The 19,242-nt window shown below is 62.7% G+C and carries 30 protein-coding genes; 26 read left to right on the forward strand and 4 right to left on the reverse strand.

The features are described from left to right. The first annotated feature begins 237 nt into the window (after positions 1 to 237). The 15 genes from rpsL to B6K69_RS12995 all read left to right on the forward strand — a co-directional run bounded on the left by rpsL (position 238) and on the right by B6K69_RS12995 (position 11,966). Positions 238 to 609, forward strand: coding sequence for a 30S ribosomal protein S12 (rpsL, locus tag B6K69_RS12925; protein WP_107674699.1), 372 nt, complete (start codon positions 238 to 240; stop codon positions 607 to 609). Positions 610 to 620: 11 nt separating this feature from the next. Then, positions 621 to 1,091, forward strand: a complete 471-nt coding sequence (gene rpsG, locus B6K69_RS12930) for a 30S ribosomal protein S7 (RefSeq protein ID WP_107674697.1) — start codon at positions 621 to 623, stop codon at positions 1,089 to 1,091. Between the two features lie 9 nt (positions 1,092 to 1,100). Beyond that, positions 1,101 to 3,227 carry an elongation factor G gene (fusA, locus tag B6K69_RS12935; protein ID WP_107674695.1) on the forward strand — a complete coding sequence of 709 codons (2,127 nt, stop codon included), beginning with the start codon at positions 1,101 to 1,103 and terminating at the stop codon, positions 3,225 to 3,227. An 82-nt stretch (positions 3,228 to 3,309) separates the two neighbouring features. Next, a complete protein-coding gene (gene tuf, locus B6K69_RS12940) occupies positions 3,310 to 4,485 on the forward strand; it encodes an elongation factor Tu (RefSeq protein ID WP_108644067.1) in 1,176 nt (391 codons plus the stop codon). A 58-nt stretch (positions 4,486 to 4,543) separates the two neighbouring features. Further along, on the forward strand, positions 4,544 to 4,852 hold the full coding sequence (rpsJ, locus tag B6K69_RS12945; protein ID WP_023666234.1) for a 30S ribosomal protein S10: 309 nt from the start codon (positions 4,544 to 4,546) through the stop codon (positions 4,850 to 4,852). 12 nt (positions 4,853 to 4,864) lie between these two features. Further along, a complete protein-coding gene (rplC, locus tag B6K69_RS12950) occupies positions 4,865 to 5,587 on the forward strand; it encodes a 50S ribosomal protein L3 (protein ID WP_107673637.1) in 723 nt (240 codons plus the stop codon). After that, on the forward strand, positions 5,584 to 6,204 hold the full coding sequence (gene rplD, locus B6K69_RS12955) for a 50S ribosomal protein L4 (protein WP_107673619.1): 621 nt from the start codon (positions 5,584 to 5,586) through the stop codon (positions 6,202 to 6,204). Before rplC ends, rplD begins: the two co-directional genes overlap by 4 nt. Continuing rightward, positions 6,201 to 6,497, forward strand: a complete 297-nt coding sequence (locus B6K69_RS12960) for a 50S ribosomal protein L23 (RefSeq protein ID WP_107673618.1) — start codon at positions 6,201 to 6,203, stop codon at positions 6,495 to 6,497. The genes rplD and B6K69_RS12960 overlap by 4 nt, the downstream gene beginning before the upstream one ends. Positions 6,498 to 7,237: 740 nt before the next feature. Further along, a complete protein-coding gene (gene rplB, locus B6K69_RS12965) occupies positions 7,238 to 8,077 on the forward strand; it encodes a 50S ribosomal protein L2 (protein WP_108644074.1) in 840 nt (279 codons plus the stop codon). A 3-nt stretch (positions 8,078 to 8,080) separates the two neighbouring features. Beyond that, complete coding sequence (rpsS, locus tag B6K69_RS12970; protein WP_107673615.1) at positions 8,081 to 8,359, forward strand: 30S ribosomal protein S19; 279 nt, start codon at positions 8,081 to 8,083, stop codon at positions 8,357 to 8,359. 3 nt (positions 8,360 to 8,362) lie between these two features. Then, on the forward strand, positions 8,363 to 8,743 hold the full coding sequence (rplV, locus tag B6K69_RS12975) for a 50S ribosomal protein L22 (RefSeq protein WP_107673614.1): 381 nt from the start codon (positions 8,363 to 8,365) through the stop codon (positions 8,741 to 8,743). Further along, positions 8,743 to 9,474: a 30S ribosomal protein S3 gene (rpsC, locus tag B6K69_RS12980; protein ID WP_107673613.1), complete on the forward strand. Its 732-nt coding sequence runs from the start codon at positions 8,743 to 8,745 to the stop codon at positions 9,472 to 9,474. The genes rplV and rpsC overlap by 1 nt, the downstream gene beginning before the upstream one ends. A gap of 13 nt (positions 9,475 to 9,487) precedes the next feature. Beyond that, positions 9,488 to 9,901, forward strand: a complete 414-nt coding sequence (gene rplP, locus B6K69_RS12985) for a 50S ribosomal protein L16 (protein ID WP_107673612.1) — start codon at positions 9,488 to 9,490, stop codon at positions 9,899 to 9,901. Positions 9,902 to 9,979: 78 nt separating this feature from the next. Continuing rightward, on the forward strand, positions 9,980 to 10,603 hold the full coding sequence (locus B6K69_RS12990; RefSeq protein WP_107673611.1) for a TIGR02466 family protein: 624 nt from the start codon (positions 9,980 to 9,982) through the stop codon (positions 10,601 to 10,603). A 142-nt stretch (positions 10,604 to 10,745) separates the two neighbouring features. After that, positions 10,746 to 11,966 (forward strand): Hint domain-containing protein, encoded by a 1,221-nt coding sequence (locus B6K69_RS12995; RefSeq protein WP_228156733.1) that lies wholly within the window; start codon positions 10,746 to 10,748, stop codon positions 11,964 to 11,966. A 52-nt stretch (positions 11,967 to 12,018) separates the two neighbouring features. Here the strand turns inward: B6K69_RS12995 and B6K69_RS13000 are convergent, their stop codons facing one another. Next, the gene (locus tag B6K69_RS13000) at positions 12,019 to 12,615 is read right to left on the reverse strand and encodes a peptidoglycan-binding domain-containing protein (protein WP_108644927.1); all 597 of its coding nucleotides are present in this window, start codon (positions 12,613 to 12,615) and stop codon (positions 12,019 to 12,021) included. Between the two features lie 368 nt (positions 12,616 to 12,983). On the opposite strand from B6K69_RS13000, the gene rpmC reads away from it, so the two are divergent. From rpmC to rpmD, 11 genes are all read left to right on the forward strand, one after another. Continuing rightward, entirely contained in the window at positions 12,984 to 13,184 is a 201-nt protein-coding gene (gene rpmC, locus B6K69_RS13005) for a 50S ribosomal protein L29 (protein ID WP_107673610.1), read from the forward strand. 11 nt (positions 13,185 to 13,195) lie between these two features. After that, on the forward strand, positions 13,196 to 13,435 hold the full coding sequence (rpsQ, locus tag B6K69_RS13010; RefSeq protein WP_108644075.1) for a 30S ribosomal protein S17: 240 nt from the start codon (positions 13,196 to 13,198) through the stop codon (positions 13,433 to 13,435). Between the two features lie 62 nt (positions 13,436 to 13,497). Beyond that, positions 13,498 to 13,866, forward strand: coding sequence for a 50S ribosomal protein L14 (rplN, locus tag B6K69_RS13015; protein WP_013066055.1), 369 nt, complete (start codon positions 13,498 to 13,500; stop codon positions 13,864 to 13,866). Further along, positions 13,866 to 14,171, forward strand: coding sequence for a 50S ribosomal protein L24 (rplX, locus tag B6K69_RS13020; protein ID WP_107673608.1), 306 nt, complete (start codon positions 13,866 to 13,868; stop codon positions 14,169 to 14,171). The genes rplN and rplX overlap by 1 nt, the downstream gene beginning before the upstream one ends. Continuing rightward, positions 14,171 to 14,731, forward strand: a complete 561-nt coding sequence (gene rplE / locus B6K69_RS13025; RefSeq protein ID WP_108644076.1) for a 50S ribosomal protein L5 — start codon at positions 14,171 to 14,173, stop codon at positions 14,729 to 14,731. Before rplX ends, rplE begins: the two co-directional genes overlap by 1 nt. Before the next feature lie 18 nt (positions 14,732 to 14,749). Then, positions 14,750 to 15,055: a 30S ribosomal protein S14 gene (gene rpsN / locus B6K69_RS13030; RefSeq protein WP_107673606.1), complete on the forward strand. Its 306-nt coding sequence runs from the start codon at positions 14,750 to 14,752 to the stop codon at positions 15,053 to 15,055. Between the two features lie 13 nt (positions 15,056 to 15,068). Then, positions 15,069 to 15,467: a 30S ribosomal protein S8 gene (rpsH, locus tag B6K69_RS13035; RefSeq protein ID WP_107673605.1), complete on the forward strand. Its 399-nt coding sequence runs from the start codon at positions 15,069 to 15,071 to the stop codon at positions 15,465 to 15,467. 10 nt (positions 15,468 to 15,477) lie between these two features. Beyond that, a complete protein-coding gene (gene rplF, locus B6K69_RS13040) occupies positions 15,478 to 16,011 on the forward strand; it encodes a 50S ribosomal protein L6 (RefSeq protein ID WP_108644077.1) in 534 nt (177 codons plus the stop codon). An 11-nt stretch (positions 16,012 to 16,022) separates the two neighbouring features. After that, positions 16,023 to 16,382 (forward strand): 50S ribosomal protein L18, encoded by a 360-nt coding sequence (gene rplR / locus B6K69_RS13045; RefSeq protein ID WP_108644078.1) that lies wholly within the window; start codon positions 16,023 to 16,025, stop codon positions 16,380 to 16,382. Positions 16,383 to 16,507: 125 nt separating this feature from the next. Beyond that, complete coding sequence (rpsE, locus tag B6K69_RS13050) at positions 16,508 to 17,083, forward strand: 30S ribosomal protein S5 (protein WP_107673602.1); 576 nt, start codon at positions 16,508 to 16,510, stop codon at positions 17,081 to 17,083. A gap of 1 nt (position 17,084) precedes the next feature. After that, positions 17,085 to 17,279 (forward strand): 50S ribosomal protein L30, encoded by a 195-nt coding sequence (gene rpmD, locus B6K69_RS13055; RefSeq protein WP_107673601.1) that lies wholly within the window; start codon positions 17,085 to 17,087, stop codon positions 17,277 to 17,279. Positions 17,280 to 17,474: 195 nt separating this feature from the next. Here rpmD and B6K69_RS18010 read toward each other — a convergent pair whose 3' ends face one another. The 3 genes from B6K69_RS18010 to B6K69_RS13065 form a co-directional block, all read right to left on the reverse strand. Then, positions 17,475 to 17,873 (reverse strand): hypothetical protein, encoded by a 399-nt coding sequence (locus tag B6K69_RS18010; RefSeq protein WP_123876565.1) that lies wholly within the window; start codon positions 17,871 to 17,873, stop codon positions 17,475 to 17,477. 114 nt (positions 17,874 to 17,987) lie between these two features. Then, positions 17,988 to 18,323 (reverse strand): hypothetical protein, encoded by a 336-nt coding sequence (locus B6K69_RS13060; protein ID WP_123876566.1) that lies wholly within the window; start codon positions 18,321 to 18,323, stop codon positions 17,988 to 17,990. Positions 18,324 to 18,325: 2 nt separating this feature from the next. After that, positions 18,326 to 19,225 carry a DMT family transporter gene (locus B6K69_RS13065; protein WP_108644080.1) on the reverse strand — a complete coding sequence of 300 codons (900 nt, stop codon included), beginning with the start codon at positions 19,223 to 19,225 and terminating at the stop codon, positions 18,326 to 18,328. Positions 19,226 to 19,242: the final 17 nt, after the last annotated feature.

Genomic DNA, 19,242 nt, shown 5'->3' on the forward strand with positions numbered 1-19,242 from the left:
CCGGACCGATTCCCCCTATAGCCCGCTCACCTTGGCACGGGTGTATTCCCTCTGCCGGGGTCAGAGCGCTTGATGTGGTCACGATCCGGGTGTCAGCACCCCGATCCTCTGGAATTTCCCCGCGTCATCCCCAAACAGGGGATGGGTGCGGGTTTCGTGTTTTGCGATGAGCGCGAGGCACGGTCGAGAAGCGGCGCCCCGAAGGCAACGGGGCGAGTATCGAAACGAGGAACGTGAATGCCGACGATTCAGCAGCTGATCCGGAAGCCCCGGGAAGCGAACGCGCGCAAGTCCAAGTCCCAGCACCTGGAATCGTGCCCGCAAAAGCGTGGGGTTTGCACCCGCGTCTATACCACCACCCCGAAGAAGCCGAACTCGGCCATGCGGAAAGTCGCCAAGGTGCGTCTGACCAACGGCTTCGAGGTCATCTCCTACATCCCCGGCGAAAAGCACAACCTTCAGGAACACTCTGTGGTTCTGATCCGTGGCGGCCGGGTGAAGGACCTTCCGGGTGTGCGTTACCACATCCTCCGCGGCGTGCTTGATACCCAAGGCGTGAAAGACCGTCGTCAGCGTCGTTCGAAATACGGCGCGAAGCGTCCGAAGTGAGGAGATAAGAGATGTCCCGTCGTCACGCAGCCGAAAAACGCGAGATCCTGCCCGACGCCAAGTATGGCGACAAGGTGATCACGAAATTCATGAACAACCTGATGCTCGACGGCAAGAAGTCCGTCGCCGAAAGCATCGTCTACGGCGCGTTGGAGCGTGCGCAGGGCCGCCTCAAGCGCGAGCCCGTCGTGCTGTTCCATGAAGCCCTGGACAACGTGAAGCCCTCGGTCGAAGTCCGTTCGCGCCGGGTTGGCGGTGCGACCTACCAGGTCCCCGTCGAAGTGCGCACCGAACGCCGTGAAGCGCTGGCCATCCGCTGGCTGATCGCTGCTGCCCGCAAGCGCAACGAGAACACCATGGAAGAGCGGCTTGCCGCCGAACTGGCCGATGCCTGCAACAACCGCGGCACCGCGGTGAAGAAGCGGGAAGACACCCACAAGATGGCCGACGCGAACAAAGCGTTCAGCCACTACCGCTGGTAAGGGGTCATCATGGCACGCGACTATCCGCTCGACCGCTACCGCAACTTCGGGATCATTGCCCACATCGACGCGGGCAAGACCACCACGTCGGAACGCATCCTGTTCTACACCGGCAAGTCCCACAAGCTTGGCGAAGTCCATGACGGCGCCGCCACGATGGACTGGATGGAACAGGAGCAGGAACGCGGCATCACGATCACCTCGGCTGCCACGACCACCTTCTGGACTCGTCAGGTCGACCCGAACACCGATACGTCCGACAAGTCGAAGAAGTTCCGTTTCAACATCATCGACACCCCCGGCCACGTTGACTTCACCATCGAAGTCGAACGTTCGCTGGCCGTGCTTGACGGTGCGGTCGTCCTTCTGGACGGCAACGCCGGCGTTGAGCCGCAGACCGAAACCGTGTGGCGTCAGGCTGACCGCTACAAGGTTCCGCGCATCGTGTTCGTCAACAAGATGGACAAGACCGGCGCCGACTTCTTCAAATGCGTCCGCATGATCAAGGACCGCACCGGCGCCAACGCCATGCCGATCGTTCTTCCGATCGGGGCCGAGGACAAGCTGGAAGGCATCATCGACCTCGTGACCATGGAAGAATGGGTCTACGAGGGCGAAGACCTGGGCGCGTCCTGGACCCGCAAGCCGATCCGGGCGGAACTGAAGGCCAGCGCCGACGAATGGCGCCTGAACCTGATCGAAACCGCCGTGGGTCAGGATGACGCCGCGATGGAAGCCTATCTCGAAGGCAACGAACCGGATGCCGACACGCTGCGCGCGCTGATCCGCAAGGGCACGCTGGCGATCGACTTCATCCCCGTGATGGCCGGCTCGTCGTTCAAGAACAAGGGCGTGCAGCCGCTGCTGAACGCCGTGGTGGACTATCTGCCCAGCCCGCTTGACGTGCCGCCCTACATGGGCTTCGCGCCGGGCGACGAGACGGAAACCCGTAACATCGCCCGTTCGGCCGATGATGCGCAGCCCTTCTCGGCGCTGGCGTTCAAGATCATGAACGACCCCTTCGTCGGTTCGCTGACCTTCACCCGGATCTATTCGGGCAAGCTGGCCAAAGGCGATGCGATGCTGAACGCGACCAAGCAGCGCCGTGAGCGCGTTGGCCGCATGATGATGATGCACGCGATTGAACGGGAAGAAATTTCCGAAGCCTTCGCCGGTGACATCATCGCGCTTGGCGGTCTGAAGGAAACCACCACCGGGGACACGCTCTGTGATCCGGCGGCGCCCGTTGTTCTGGAAACCATGACCTTCCCGGTCCCGGTGATCGAGATCGCGGTCGAACCCAAGACCAAGGCCGACCAGGAAAAGATGGGCATCGCACTGGCCCGTCTGGCTGCCGAAGACCCGTCCTTCCGCGTGGAAACTGACCTCGAAAGCGGCCAGACCATCATGAAGGGCATGGGCGAACTTCACCTCGACATCCTCGTCGACCGTATGCGTCGCGAGTTCAAGGTCGAGGCGAACATCGGCGCCCCGCAGGTGGCCTATCGCGAAACGATCTCGCGCGAGCATGAAATCGACTACACGCACAAGAAGCAGACCGGCGGTACCGGCCAGTTCGCCCGCGTGAAGCTGATCATCTCGCCGACCGAACCGGGCGAAGGCTATTCGTTCGAGTCGAAGATCGTTGGCGGCGCGGTGCCGAAGGAATACATCCCCGGCGTCGAAAAGGGCATCAAGTCGGTCATGGACTCCGGTCCGCTGGCAGGCTTCCCGGTGATCGACTTCAAGGTCCAACTGATCGACGGCGCGTTCCACGACGTCGACTCCTCGGTTCTGGCCTTCGAAATCGCCTCGCGGGCGGCCATGCGGGAAGGCCTGAAGAAGGCCGGCGCGAAGCTGCTTGAGCCGATCATGAAAGTCGAAGTGGTGACCCCGGAAGAATACACCGGTGGCGTCATCGGCGACCTGACCTCGCGTCGGGGCATGATCAGCGGGCAGGACAGCCGCGGCAACGCGAATGTCATCTCCGCCATGGTTCCCCTGGCCAACATGTTCGGCTACATCAACCAACTCCGTTCGATGACCTCGGGCCGGGCTGTGTTCTCGATGGAGTTCGACCACTACGACGCCGTGCCCGAGAACATCTCGCAAGAGATTCAGAAGAAGTACGCGTGATTTGAGCGGTGGGCGGAAACGCCCACCCTACCAACCGTAGGGTGCGCCGGCGCGCACCGCACCGACACAAGGAGATGCCACGATGGCAAAGGCAAAGTTTGAACGTAACAAACCGCATGTGAACATCGGGACCATTGGTCACGTTGACCATGGCAAGACGACGCTGACGGCTGCGATCACGAAGTATTTCGGTGAATTCCGGGCCTATGACCAGATCGACGGCGCGCCGGAAGAGCGGGCTCGGGGGATCACGATCTCGACGGCGCACGTCGAGTACGAGACCGAGAACCGTCACTATGCGCACGTCGACTGCCCCGGCCACGCCGACTATGTGAAGAACATGATCACGGGTGCCGCGCAGATGGACGGCGCGATCCTGGTCTGCGCCGCGTCGGACGGCCCGATGCCGCAAACGCGCGAGCACATCCTGCTGGGCCGTCAGGTCGGCATTCCGTACATGGTCTGCTACATGAACAAGGTGGACCTGGTCGACGACCCGGAACTGCTGGAACTGGTCGAGATGGAAATCCGCGAACTGTTCTCGTCCTACGAATACCCGGGCGATGACATTCCGATCGTCAAGGGCTCGGCCCACCAGGCGATGATCGGCGAGCGCAAGGACATCGGCGAGGATTCGATCCGCGCGCTGATGGCGGCGGTTGACAGCTACATCCCGACCCCGGCGCGTGCGATCGACCAGCCGTTTCTGATGCCGATCGAAGACGTGTTCTCGATCTCGGGCCGCGGCACGGTTGTGACCGGCCGGATCGAGCGCGGCGTGATCAACGTCGGCGACGAAGTTGAAATCGTGGGCATCCGCGACACCAAGAAGAGCACCTGCACGGGCGTGGAAATGTTCCGCAAGCTGCTGGATCGTGGTGAAGCGGGCGACAACGTGGGCGTTCTGCTGCGCGGCATCGACCGTGACGGCGTGGAACGCGGCCAGGTGCTGTGCAAGCCGAAGTCGGTGAACCCGCACACGAAGTTCGAAGCCGAAGCCTACATCCTGACCAAGGAAGAAGGCGGCCGCCACACGCCGTTCTTCGCGAACTACCGTCCGCAGTTCTACTTCCGCACGACCGACGTGACGGGCACGGTGAAGCTGCCGGAAGGCACGGAAATGGTGATGCCGGGCGACAACCTGAAGTTCGAAGTCGAACTGATCGCGCCGATCGCCATGGAAGAAAAACTGCGCTTCGCCATCCGCGAAGGCGGCCGCACCGTCGGCGCCGGCGTCGTTTCGAAGATCATCGCTTAACCAGACTGGCGGGGGCGTGATTGTCACGCCCCCGGCCTTTCCGAAGGAAACCAACAAGATGCAAGGTCAGACCATCCGCATCCGGCTGAAAGCCTTCGATTACCGCGTCCTGGATGCCAGCACGCAGGAAATCGTGAACACGGCGAAACGCACGGGTGCACAGGTTCGCGGGCCCATCCCGCTGCCGAACAAGATCGAGAAGTTCACCGTTCTCCGCGGTCCGCACATCGACAAGAAGTCGCGCGACCAGTGGGAAATCCGCACGCACAAGCGGCTTCTCGACATCGTTGACCCGACCCCGCAGACCGTGGACGCGCTGATGAAGCTCGACCTGGCTGCCGGCGTCGACGTTGAAATCAAAGTGTAAGGGGGCATGGAAATGCGCTCTGGCGTTATCGCAAAGAAGCTGGGCATGACCCGGCTGTTCCTGGAAGACGGCAAGCAGGTTCCGGTCACGGTCCTGCAGCTTGATACCCTGCAGGTGGTTGCACAGCGCACCGCCGACAAGGATGGCTATACCGCCGTCCAACTGGGTGCCGGCACGGCCAAGGTCTCCCGCACCACTGCCGCGCAGCGCGGCCATTTCGCCAAGGCGAACGTGGCCCCCAAGCGCAAGCTGGCCGAGTTCCGGGTTTCCCCGGACAACCTGATCGACGTGGGCGCGGAAATCACCGCTGACCACTATCTGGCAGGCCAGTTCGTCGACGTGGCCGGCACCTCGATCGGTAAAGGTTTTGCCGGTGCGATGAAACGGCACAACTTCGGCGGTTTGCGGGCCAGCCACGGTGTGTCGGTCTCGCACCGTTCGCACGGTTCGACCGGCCAGTGCCAGGACCCCGGCAAGGTGTTCAAGGGCAAGAAGATGGCCGGCCACATGGGCGCTGCCCGTGTGACCACGCAGAACCTGCAGGTCGTCCGCACGGACGCCGCCCGCGGTCTGATCATGATCAAGGGCGCGGTCCCCGGTGCTGCCGGTGGCTGGGTCACCGTCAAGGATGCGGCAAAGAAGCCGGCCCACAAGGACGCTCCGCGTCCGGCGGCCGTCCGCGCTGCCGCTGCTGCTCCGGCTGCCGAAGTGGCCGCCGAAGGGGGTGAAGCATGAAACTCGATGTGATCAAGCTGGACGGCGGCAAGGCCGGTTCCATTGATCTGGACGAAGCGCTGTTCGGCCTTGAGCCGCGCGCCGACATCCTGCACCGCGTGGTGCGCTGGCAGCGGGCCAAGGCCCAGGCCGGCACCCACTCGACGCTGGGCAAGTCGGACGTCAGCTATTCGACCAAGAAGATCTACCGCCAGAAGGGCACCGGCGGCGCACGCCACGGGTCCAAGAAGGCACCGATCTTCCGCCACGGCGGCGTGTACAAGGGCCCGCAGCCCCGCAGCCACGCCCATGACCTGCCGAAGAAGGTGCGTGCCCTTGGCCTGCGCCATGCTCTCTCGGCAAAGCTGAAGGCGGGCGAACTGGTGATCGTGGACAGCCTGGCCCTGGCGGAAGCCAAGACCGCCATGCTGGCCAAGACCGTGTCCGAACGTGGCTGGAAGCGCGTGCTGGTGATCGACGGTGCGACGGTTGACGCGAATTTCGCGCTGGCCGCCCGCAACATCGAAGGCATCGACGTGCTGCCGACCATCGGCGCCAACGTCTATGACATCCTCAAGCGTGACACCCTGGTGATCACGAAGGCGGGTGTCGAAGCCCTGGAGGCTCGTCTGAAATGAGCGCGAAACCCGAACACTACGACCTGATCAAGAAGCCGATCATCACCGAAAAGGCCACCATGGCCTCTGAGGCGGGCGCGGTTGTCTTCCAGGTTGCGATGGATGCGACCAAGCCGCAGATCAAGGAAGCCGTCGAGGCTGTCTTTGGCGTGAAGGTGAAGGCGGTGAACACCACCATCACCAAGGGCAAGGCCAAGAAGTTCCGTGGCCGCAACGGCGAACGGAGCGACAAGAAGAAGGCCTATGTGTCGCTGGAAGAAGGCCACACGATCGACGTGTCGACCGGGCTTTGAGGCTTGGGCCTGAGTGAGATGAGAGAGCCCCTGCCGGAAGGCGGGGGCTTTTCTTTAGCGCGATCTGATGTTTCAGCACTTTGATTGCGAGCGGTCTCGGTCAAATATTCGGTTAGCCTTTCCGTTCTCTGGTAGATACGCGACTAATTCGTTATTTGAATCATATAGATAAAGTCGACCACAGTGGTTGCATTCATATGCGAGGCGGCTCGGGTCAGCTCGGCGGACTTTGTGGCAAAGACCACTCCGATCTTGTTCTTGGCTCTCGATGGCTCCGTCAATCGTGTCGAGGTAGTCGAAAAGGTCTTTGTCGCCAATGATGTGTGCTTTGTTGGAAAGGTAGTCGGTTTGATCGACGATGATCGTCCCGCACTCGCATCTGATCTTCATCGTCCTGACTCCCAATCCATATTGCGACTGCAACACCTGCTCTCGATTATTACTAACGGGATTGCGCCAGAAGGCGAGTAGGCACCGTCCAAGCCGCACCGCTAGTGAGAAGCTGCTCAACGCAACAAGAATCCCACCTTCCCCTCTTGCTACCCCCACCCCCCTTCTGCTACTGCACCGCCACACCAGAGGCCCCGGATTCGTCCGGGGCTCTTGGTTTGTTCGTTCCGGTGGCCTGTTCATCGGCGCGAACCCACGAACCGGGGATCTTCGGAGCCCTTCACCCCGGACCTTCCGCCTTGCCCGCAACGGCAGGGGGATGGTCCTGAAGCAAACGGAAGACAGTAATCATGGCACTCAAGTCGTATAAGCCGACGACGCCTGGCCAGCGCGGGCTGGTTCTGATCGACCGTTCGGAGCTGTGGAAAGGTCGGCCTGTGAAAGCCCTCACCGAGGGTCTTATTTCGCAAGGCGGCCGGAACAACACCGGACGGATCACGATGCGCCACCAGGGCGGCGGGGCCAAGCGCCTTTACCGCATCGTGGACTTCAAGCGCCGCAAGTGGGATCTGCCCGCTGTGGTGGAACGTATCGAATACGACCCCAACCGGACGGCCTTCATCGCCCTGGTCAAGTACTCGGATGGCGAACTGGCCTATATCCTGGCGCCGCAGCGCCTGGCGGTGGGTGACAGCGTCGTCGCCGGCGCCAAGGTCGACGTGAAGCCGGGCAACGCGATGCCCTTCTCGGGTATGCCGATCGGTACGATCGTCCACAACGTCGAACTCAAGCCCGGCAAGGGTGGCCAACTGGCCCGTGCCGCCGGCACCTATGCGCAGTTCGTCGGCCGTGACGGCGCCTATGCGCAGATCCGCCTGTCCTCGGGCGAACTGCGGATGGTCCGTCAGGAATGCATGGCCACCATCGGTGCCGTGTCGAACCCCGACAACTCGAACCAGAACTTCGGTAAAGCGGGCCGTATGCGCTACAAGGGCATCCGCCCGACGGTGCGCGGTGTTGCCATGAACCCGATCGACCACCCGCATGGCGGCGGCGAAGGCCGTACCTCGGGCGGCCGTCACCCGGTTACTCCGTGGGGCAAGGGCACCAAGGGCAACCGCACCCGCACGAACAAGCAGACGGACAAGTACATCGTCCGCTCGCGCCACGCCAAGAAGAAAGGGCGCTGATCCATGTCCCGTTCCATCTGGAAAGGCCCGTTCGTCGACGGTTACCTGCTGAAGAAGGCAGAAACCGCGAAGGCCTCGGGCAAGAACGAAGTGATCAAGATCTGGTCGCGCCGTTCCACCATCCTGCCGCAATTCGTGGGCCTGACTTTCGGCGTCTACAACGGCAAGAAGCATATCCCCGTCGCCGTGACGGAAGAGATGATCGGCCAGAAGTTCGGTGAATATTCGCCGACCCGGACCTATTACGGTCATGCCGCCGACAAGAAAGCGAAGAGGAAGTAAGCCATGGGTGCGGAAAAGAACCCCCGCCGCGTGGCGGATAACGAAGCGATGGCGATCGCGCGCATGTTGCGCACCTCGCCCCAGAAGCTGAACGTTGTCGCGGGCCTGATCCGCGGCAAGAAGGTGGACAAGGCCCTTGCCGACCTGACCTTCTCGAAGCGCCGCATCGCGGGCGACGTGAAGAAGTGCCTGCAGTCGGCCATCGCCAACGCCGAAAACAACCACGGCCTGGACGTGGACAGCCTTGTCGTTGCGGAAGCCTGGGTCGGCAAGAACCTGGTGATGAAGCGGGGCCGTCCGCGGGCCCGTGGCCGCTTCGGCAAGATCATGAAACCGTTCAGCGAGATCACCATCAAGGTGCGTCAGGTCGGGGAGTCGGCATAATGGGTCAGAAGGTCAACCCCATCGGGATGCGCCTCCAGGTGAACCGCACCTGGGACAGCCGCTGGTTTGCTGAATCGAAGGATTACGGCAACCTCCTGCTGGAAGATCTGCGGATGCGCGAGTTCATCCACAAGGAAGTGAAGCAGGCCGGCGTCAGCAAGGTGATCATCGAGCGTCCGCACAAGAAGTGCCGCGTCACGATCCACACCGCGCGTCCGGGCGTGATCATCGGCAAAAAAGGCGCCGATATCGAAACCCTGCGCAAGAAGCTGGCCGCCTTCACCAAGTCGGAACTGCACCTCAACATCGTCGAAGTCCGCAAGCCGGAAGTCGATGCCCAACTGGTGGCCGAATCGATCGCCCAGCAGATGGAACGCCGCGTGTCCTTCCGTCGCGCCATGAAGCGCGGCGTGCAGAACGCGATGCGGATGGGTGCGCTTGGCATCCGGGTCAACGTCGCCGGCCGCCTTGGCGGCGCCGAAATCGCCCGGACCGAGTGGTATCGCGAAGGCCGTGTGCCGCTGCACACCCTGCGCGCCGACATCGACTATGCGCTGAGCGAGGCCGTGACTCCCTACGGGATCATTGGCGTCAAGGTTTGGATCTTCAAGGGCGAAATCCTTGAGCACGATCCGCAGGCCCACGACCGCCGTCTGGCGGAAGCGGCCGATGGCCCCGCGCCGCGCGGTCCGCGTCGTGAACGCGGCGACCGCGACCGCGAGCGCGCGTAAGGAGTAGAAGAGAATGCTGCAACCGAAGCGCACCAAGTACCGCAAGATGCACAAGGGCCGCATCCATGGCGAAGCCAAGGGTGGGTTCCTGCTGAACTTCGGCTCCTTCGCCCTCAAGGCGACCGAGCCCGAGCGCGTCACCGCGCGGCAGATCGAAGCGGCCCGCCGCGCGATCACCCGCCACATGAAGCGTCAGGGCCGGGTCTGGATCCGCATTTTCCCGGATGTTCCGGTCTCGGCCAAGCCGGTCGAAGTGCGGATGGGTTCGGGCAAGGGTTCGGTCGATTACTGGGCCTGCAAGGTTCAGCCCGGCCGCATCATGTTCGAGATCGACGGCGTGAACGAGGAAATCGCCCGTGAAGCCCTGCGCCTTGGCGCGATGAAGCTTCCGGTCACCTCGCGCATCGTCGCCCGCGAAGACTGGTAAGAGGCCGGGGTGACACCCCGCCCGTGAAACAGGCCCCTGCCGGAAACGGCGGGGGCTTTTCTGTTCAGGATTGCTGCCATGCCCGACATCACCTCGCTTTTCGTCACCCGCCTCTATCGTGCCCGGCTAAATGACCTGGCCCGCAAGAAGGTGGATTATGAGGAGTTGCGCGACAGTTGCGATGCCATTGCCGACGATGACGCCGCCGGGCAGGCCTGGTGCGAGGAGCAGGGCTATCCCGGCTATACCTCTTATGCGTCACTGGATGATCTGCCCTGGCGCTTTCCGATCTTCGGCGATCTGGAAAAGGCGCTGGACAAGCATGTGGCCGCCTTCTGCGACGACCTTGGGTTTGATCTTCAGGGCAAGAAGCTGAAGTGCAACGCGCTGTGGATCAACATCCTGCCCGAAGGCGGCACCCATGCCAGCCACATTCACCCCCATTCGGTGATTTCGGGCACCACCTATGTTGCCATGCCCGAAGGCACCAGCGCGCTGAAGCTGGAAGACCCGCGCCTGCCGATGATGATGATGGCGCCGGTCACCCGCAAGGACGCGCCAGAAGCCCTGCAACGCTTTGTCTATGTAAAGCCGCAGGTTGGCGACGTGCTGCTGTGGGAAAGCTGGCTGCGCCATGAAGTGCCGATGAACATGTCGGAAGATGATCGGATCAGCGTCAGCTTCAACTACGGGTGGGCGTGACGGGCCGGCCCTTCTTGGCGTCGGGGCGGGGGCGATTTGACGTTTCCGGCAAAATCTGCTATATAAATCAAAGATGACGCGATGAGGCTGCATCGCCGGTGTTCTGTTTTCAGTATGACTGCCGTGTAAGGAATTCTGTATCATGCCCGTGTACTCTCCGACGTGGATTTATGTCGGCAATCAAGCCACCCAGATCAATCCAGATTGGAACTCGCCTGTCCCGACCCAGGCAGACACCACGCTGACCGAGGCGCAGGCCGTGGTGGGCTGGGAATTCGGGGTGGAGGAAATGTCGGGGGTGCAGGTCACCGGCAATGCCACGGGGGCGGGCGGGGTGAACTTCTCGCGCGGGGTCGATCCTCTCAGCTATACCATTGAGGACGGGCTGGGCGGCACCACGTCGCATACCCAGCTTTACACCAGCCATGTGGTGGTTTCAGTCGATATCGCGGTGGCCCGGATCGACACCACCGTCGAGCCGAATGTTCTGGTGAAGGATACGCTGCATCTGCGGGCGGTTCTGGTCCAGATGGACAACGGCGACCTGTTCCTTCGCCCCTACTATCAGGATGTCGATCTCTGGCATGATGCGCTGCAGGACTGGGGCATCGACACGATCACCATCGCCGGCGTTGATACGACATCGGGGGAATTCAACACCGACCGCACCACCGATGGCCTGAACGCTGCGGCCGGGTTCATTCCAGAATTCGTCACCCCCATCCCCGAGGCCCCCTGTTTCGCCGCAGGGGCGCGCATCCTGACATCAGAGGGCGAGAAGGCGGTTGAAACGCTGAAAGCCGGTGACCTGGTGATGACCCGCGACAACGGGTTTCAGGCCATTCGCTGGATCGGCTGCCGGGTGCTGTCGGCCCGCCAGCTTCAGGCGGCCGCTTACCTGTGTCCGATCCGCATCCGCGCCCATGCCTTCGGGCCGGGTATGCCGGCAGAGGATCTGCTGGTGTCTCCGCAGCATCGGGTGCTTGTGCGGTCTCAGATCGCCGAAAGGATGTTCGGTGAACCCGAGGTTCTGGTGGCGGCCAAGCATCTGCTGGGCCAGCCCGGCATCGAGGTGGCCGAGGCCCCGCAGGGCGTGGCCTATTACCACTTCATCCTGGACGGGCATCAGATCGTGTTCTCGAACGGTCTGGCAACGGAATCCCTGCTGGCCACCCCGCGATCCATCAACGCGATGGGGGTTGAGGCCCGGATGGAGCTGATGGCGCTGTTTTCCGAACTGCTGGAAGACGGGATGGCGGATCCCGCGCGGCCCTGTGTGCCCGGTCGCCGGGCGCGGCATCTGGTGGAGCGTCACCAGAAGAACGGCCGTCCTCTGTTGACGCAAGGCACCCTGGCCGCCTGAGGGGCGGCGTGCGGCCCGAAAGGGATGCCCCCTCCGGGCCGCGAAACCGGGCTCAGGCCCAGCCCTTGATCTTCTGCCAGACCGACTTCTTCACCGGCGGCGCGTCCTTCTTCGCGGCCAGCGCGGCAACCAGGGCTTCGGCCGAGGCGGCAGCTTCCGCCGAAGCGGCGGCGACAACCTGATTGTCCTTGAGTTCCGGCAGCGGTTCGCTTTCGAACGCCTCTTCGTCGGGCTTCACTTCGGCAGCGGCCACCGCAGCGGCGGTGATGCCTTCGATGGCGCCCAGCTTGGCAAGGGTTTCCGGCCCGGCCATGCCGTCAGCGGTCAGGCCGTTCTTTTCCTGATAGGCCTTCACCGCGGCTTCGGTGCCGGGGCCGAAGCTGCCGTCGGCCTCAATGCCAAGGGCCGCCTGCAGCTTCTTGACCGAGTCGCCCTTCAGGCCACGGCGCAGCAGCACCAGTTCGGGCAGGCCGATGGCGGTGAACGTGGCCGGACCGGCGATGCCGTCAACCTTCAGACCATGCGCCTTCTGAAACTCTTTCAGCGCCTTTTCGGTACCGGGTCCGAAATCGCCATCGGCGGGGACGCCCAGCTTTTCCTGCAACCGCTTGACCGGCGCGCCCTTGAGGCCCTTCTTCAAGATCGACATAAGCTCTTCCTTCACTCGTTGTTCCAATTGGCCCGCACGGGCCCAGCCTGGATAGCCAAGCCATCCTTGGTAAGGGTATGTCATAGCCGGCACAATGGGTAGGTTTTGCTGCATTTCCCCCTTGGTGGCGTCGCGTCACCCGGGGGCGCGGCCGGCGGGGAGGGCGCCGAACGGCGGCCCGCCCCCAGCTTCGGGGAATTCCTCTGGTTGCGGGGGAAATCCCTTGCTCTCGTCCGCCCGCCCCTGTAGAGGAACCCATCCGCGATTCCGGGGCGACTCGGAATCGTCGATTTGTCATTGATCCGCCAGGTGTCCGGTCACCCTTCGAAACAAGGGGCCGTCTGGCGATTGTGAAAGGAAGATTGGCGATGGACGCCAAGGAATTGAAGACCAAGACCCCCGACCAGCTGCGCGACAGCCTGGTCCAGCTCAAGAAGGAAGCGTTCAATCTGCGCTTCCAGGCTGCGACCAACCAGCTTGAGAACACCGCCCGTATGCGTGCCGTCCGTCGCGACGTTGCCCGCATCAAGACCGTTCTCGGCCAAAAAGCCGCCGAAGCCGCGAAGTAAGGGGAACCGCAATGCCGAAACGTATCCTGCAAGGTGTCGTCACCTCGGACAAGAACGAGCAGACGATCACCGTTCTTGTGGAGCGCCGCTTCAAGCACCCGCTGCTGCAGAAGACCGTCCGCAAGTCGAAGAAGTACCGCGCCCATGACGCGGAGAACAAGTTCAAGGTTGGTGACACCGTCCGCATCGAGGAATGTGCGCCGATCTCGAAAACGAAACGCTGGACCGTGGTGACCGAAGCTTCGGCTTGATCCCCACGATCTGAACGAAACCCCGGGGCCGGTGACGGTCCCCGAAGGTCGGGAGTAGACCAATGATCCAGATGCAGACGAATCTGGATGTAGCTGACAACTCCGGCGCACGCCGGGTGCAGTGCATCAAGGTTCTTGGCGGTTCGCACCGCCGTTATGCTTCGGTCGGCGACATCATCGTGGTGTCGGTGAAGGAAGCCATTCCTAAGGGCCGCGTGAAGAAGGGTGATGTCCGCAAGGCCGTTGTCGTTCGCACCGCCAAGGAAGTTCGCCGTGAAGACGGCACCGCGATCCGTTTCGACCGCAACGCCGCCGTCATCCTGAACAACCAGGGTGAGCCGGTCGGTACCCGTATCTTCGGGCCGGTCGTTCGCGAGCTGCGTGCCAAGAACTTCATGAAGATCATCTCGCTTGCGCCGGAGGTGCTGTGATGGCTGCCAAGCTCCGCAAGGGTGACACGGTTGTCGTGCTCACCGGCAAGGACAAGGGCAAGACCGGCGAAATCGCCGCTGTCATGCCCAAGGACAACAAGGCCGTGGTCGATGGCGTGAACGTCGCGATTCGCCACACCAAGCAATCCGCCGCGTCGCAAGGTGGCCGCCTGCCCAAGGCGATGCCGATCGACCTGTCGAACCTGTCTCTGGTCGACAAGAACGGCAAGGCGACCCGCGTCGGCTTCCGCGTCGAAGGCGACAAGAAGGTTCGCTATGCCAAGACCACCGGGGAGGCGATCTGATGCTTGACCAGGCCACCTATACCCCGCGCCTCAAGGCCGAATACAAGGCCAAGGTGCGCGCCGCTCTCAAGGAAGAGTTCGGCTACAAGAACGACATGCAGATCCCGCGTCTGGACAAGATCGTCCTGAACATGGGCGTCGGCGAAGCGGTCAAGGACACCAAGAAGGTGAAGCAGGCCGCCGAAGAACTGGCGCAGATCGCCGGCCAGAAGGCCGTGATCACCAAGGCCCGCAAGTCGATCGCCACCTTCCGGGTGCGCGAAGAGATGCCGCTGGGCTGCAAGGTCACGCTGCGCGGCGACCGCATGTACGAATTCCTCGACCGACTGATCAACGTGGCGCTGCCCCGCGTCCGCGACTTCCGCGGCGTCAAGGGCACTTCCTTCGACGGGCGTGGCAACTATGCCATGGGCCTGAAGGAACAAATCGTCTTCCCGGAAATCAACTTCGACAAGGTCGATGAGGTTCTGGGTATGGACATCATCATCTGCACCACGGCGAAGACCGACGCGGAAGCGAAGTCGCTGCTGAAGCACTTCAACATGCCGTTCACGGCCTGATCGCGAGGAACCCGAGATATGGCAAAGAAATCCATGGTGAACCGCGAAGTGAAGCGGGCCAAGCTTGTGAAGCAGCATGCTGCCAAGCGGGCCGCGCTCAAGGCGGTGATCTACGACCAGACCAAGCCGATCGAGGATCGCTTCAAGGCGACCCAGAAACTGGCTCAAATGCCCCGTAACTCGTCGGCGACGCGGATTCACAACCGTTGCCAGCTGACGGGCCGTCCGCATGCGTATTATCGCAAGCTCAAGCTCAGCCGTATCATGCTGCGTGAACTGGCCTCGTTCGGCCAGATCCCGGGCATGGTCAAGTCGAGCTGGTAAGGGAGGACAGAGAATGTCGATGAACGATCCTCTCGGCGATATGCTGACCCGCATCCGCAACGCGCAGATGCGCGGCAAATCCACCGTGATTTCGCCCGCTTCCGCGCTGCGCGCCCGTGTCCTGGACGTGCTGGCCTCGGAAGGCTACATCCGTGGCTACGAAAAGGCCGACACCTCGAACGGCCAGGGCGAATTCACCATCAGCCTGAAGTACTATGAAGGCGAGCCGGTCATCCGCGAACTGAAGCGGGTCTCCAAGCCGGGCCGTCGCGTGTACATGGGTGTGAGCGAACTTCCCTCGGTCCGTAACGGGCTGGGTGTCGCGATCGTCTCCACGCCCAAGGGCGTTCTGTCGGATGCAAATGCACGCGCGGCCAATGTTGGCGGCGAAGTGCTTTGCACCGTATTCTGAGGAGGGTGGAATGTCCCGTATCGGCAGAAAACCCGTCACGCTGGTCAAAGGCGTTTCCGCCTCGGTCAGCGGTCAGACCATCGAAGTGAAGGGGCCGAAAGGCACCCGCAGCTTCACCGCGGGCGACGATGTGACCATCACCATCGAAGGTGATGCGATCAAGGTCACCCCGCGCGGGCTGTCCAAGCGCGCGCGCCAGCAGTGGGGCATGACCCGCTCGATGGTTGACAACCTCGTGGTCGGTGTCTCAACCGGCTTCAAGAAGGAAATGGAAATCCAGGGCGTGGGTTACCGCGCCGCGGTGGCCGGCAATGTGCTCAAGCTGTCGCTGGGCTACAGCCACGAAGTGAACTTCGATGTGCCGAAGGGCGTGACGATCGCGACCCCGAAGCCCACCGAAATCATCGTGGAAGGCATCGACCAGCAACTGGTCGGCCAGGTGGCCGCGAACATCCGCGAATGGCGTCAGCCCGAGCCCTACAAGGGCAAGGGCATCCGCTACAAGGATGAGTACATCTTCCGCAAGGAAGGCAAGAAGAAGTAAGGGGCGCAAAAATGGCGAACACGAAAAGAGATCTGTTCCTCAAGCGCCGCCTGCGCGTGCGGAACAAGCTGAAGGCGATGGCCCATGGCCGTCTGCGCCTGTCGGTTCATCGCTCGTCCAAGAACATCTCGGTCCAGTTGATCGACGATGTGAAGGGCGTGACGGTTGCGGCGGCCTCGACGCTCGAGAAGGATCTTGGCGTTGTCGGCAAGAACAACATCGAAGCGGCGACCAAGATCGGCGCGACCATTGCCGAACGGGCCAAGAAGGCGGGCGTCGACGAGTGCTACTTCGACCGCGGCGGCTTCCTGTTCCACGGCAAGATCAAGGCTTTGGCCGAGGCTGCCCGCGAAGGCGGCCTGAAGTTCTGATCCCGGTGGGCGGCGTCCGGGCCACCGGCGCGCCGCCCCGATGATCCGGGCCCCCGACCAGATCGGGGGCACCAGGATTGGCTCAAACGGCGCCTGACTGCGCCACCCAATGCAAGGAATGCCTTATGGCAGAACGTGAAAACCGCCGGGAAGGCCGTGGCAACGACCGCCGCGACAACCGCCCGGAAGAAACCCCGGAATTCGCCGACCGTCTGGTCGCGATCAACCGCGTCTCGAAAACCGTCAAGGGTGGCAAGCGCTTCGGCTTTGCGGCTCTCGTTGTCGTGGGTGACCAGCGTGGTCGCGTCGGCTTCGGCAAGGGCAAGGCCAAGGAAGTGCCGGAGGCCATCCGCAAGGCCACCGAGCAGGCCAAGCGCAGCATGGTTCGCGTCGCCCTGCGCGACGGCCGCACCCTGCACCACGACATGGAAGGGCGCCATGGCGCCGGCAAGGTCGTGATGCGTTCGGCCGTTCCCGGCACCGGCATCATCGCCGGCGGCCCGATGCGCGCCGTCTTCGAAATGGTGGGGATTCAGGATGTCGTTGCCAAGTGCATCGGCTCGACCAACCCCTACAACATGATCCGTGCCACCTTCGACGGCCTGAAGCACGAAACCTCGCCCCGTTCGGTGGCGGCGCGTCGTGGCAAGAAGGTTGCCGAGATCCTGCGCAAGCCGGAAACCGAGACGGTGGAGGCCTGAGATGACCGCGAAGAAAACCATCGTCGTCAAGCAGGTGGCCTCTGCCGCCCGCCGTCCGGCCGTCCAGACCGCCACGCTGAAAGGCCTGGGCCTGAACAAGATGAACCGCACCCGTGAACTGGAAGACACCCCTTCCGTGCGCGGCATGGTGAACTCGATCAGCCACCTCGTGAAGATCATCGAGGAACGCGGCTGACCCATTCCGCGGGGCAACCCGTGGCAGTCTGACGCCCCGGCGGAAACGCCGGGGCGTCTTGCGTTTCAGCTTTGTGGCGTGTTGTGCTCAATAATCCTATTTAAAGTTATTAATTTGCGGCGTGGCCTAACTTGTGATCTTAACTGGGTGTGTAGTGTAAAATATTGATTTAATATGGAAATACAGACATATATGCTAAGCTAATGAGGTGGTCAGAATGAACCGCGCGAGCCGTTCCGCTTCCTTCTCAGTAAGGTTGGCGGGCAGCGAGAGCGTGATCTCAAGATCAGGGCGCAGCCGAAAACGATGTTCAAGTAAGCCGCCAACTTGGACCGGTGTCTGGCTTGAGGTGGTGTTGGCGCCAAATCTCAACCACTCCGGGGTTGCGTTGAGTATTTTTGATAGTTCAATCAAATACTTGTCTCGAGGTGTCGCCGCCCCGGAATGCCATCGGCTTACGCTTTGCAGTGACACACTCAGGTTTCGTTTGCGAAGCTCGCCAGCGATATACTGTAGCCGCCCTTTTCCGTGATGCATCGACGGAATGGATTCCGAGGCATCGCAGGCAGCTTGGAATCGTTGTGCAAAAGTCATGGTTCCTCCATCATAGATAGTGATCGTAACTTAATAGGTGATTCGTTGTCTGTCAAGCTTCAATGAAGGGCAGGCTCGTTGAACTTGGGTTAGCTGGAATACCCGAAGATGAGACTAATGGCAGGCGAAGGGCAGGAAGGTGGTGGACATGCCTTCCTGCACCACGATCAGCGCCAGCGTGTCGGCCAGGGCCAGATCGGCGGGGGTTGTCGGGCAGGCGTCGCGCGGGTCGGCGCAGGCGCGCGCCAGGAAGGCCTCGACAGGCGCGCGGAAGCCGGGGCTGGGGGCGGCCGGTCCTGTGTCCGGCACGGCGCTGGCCCAGGCTTCGGCAAAGATCGCGCATTTCCGTTCGGGCCAGCTGTCGGCGGCGGCGGGCAGGGCGGCCAGCAGCAGCGGCACAAGGCTGGCTTTCGCCGCGCCGTGACAGCGCATCCGCATAGGTTTGCCCATGCCTATCCGCTGACCCGCGCCAGCAGCGCCACGCCGGCCAGCAGCACCGCCATTCCCAGCAGTTGCCGCCCCGTGGTCTTTTGCCGGAATATCAGCACCGAGACCGCCACCGCAAACACCACCTCGACCAGCGCCAGCGTGCGCACATTGGCGGCCGAGGTCAGCGAGAAGGCGATGAACCAGCAGGCCGAGGCGCCCGCCCCCAGTAGGCCCGCGGCAAGCGACGGCTTCCAGACCCGGAACGATCCGGTCAGCGCGGCCCGGTCGCGCAAGGACAGCCAGGCCGCCAGCACAAGGCTCTGGATCGTCAGCGACAGCACCAGAATCGTCAGCGCGCGCACCAGAAAGCCGCCTTCGGGCAGGGAAATGATGCCGCCCCGAAAGCCGATGGCCGACAGCCCGAAGGCAAAGCCTGACAGCAGCCCCATCGCCGCGGGTCTGGCCTCGGCGAACATGGCGCGGCCAAGGCCGGGTTTCAGCGTCAGGATCAGCACGCCCAGCACCGCCACCGCAATGGCGGCCAGCATCGGGGCGGTCAGCGGGTCGCCCAGCACCGCCCAACCCACCACGGCCACCAGAACCGGCTCAACCTTCAGCCAGGCCGTGGTCACCCCGAAGGCCTGACTGCGCATCACCTGCAACATCAGGGCGGTGCCCGCGATCTGCATCAGCGCCCCCAGCGCGGTGAAACCGATGGCGCGGGGTGTCAGGGCGGGCAGGGGTTCGCCGGTCTGCCACAGGGCAAGCGTCAGAAAGACGCAGGCGAAGGGCAGGCCATACAGGAAGCGGACATTGGTCGCGCCCAGCGTGCCCAGCCGGGCCGTCAGCCCGGCCTGCGTGGCGTTGCGGCCGGTCTGGGCCAGGGCACCGGCCAGACAGGCCCAGACCCAGAGAGGCAGCATGTCGGGGCGCTCCGGCG

Source organism: Pseudogemmobacter blasticus, from assembly GCF_003071405.1.
GTDB lineage: Bacteria > Pseudomonadota > Alphaproteobacteria > Rhodobacterales > Rhodobacteraceae > Pseudogemmobacter > Pseudogemmobacter blasticus.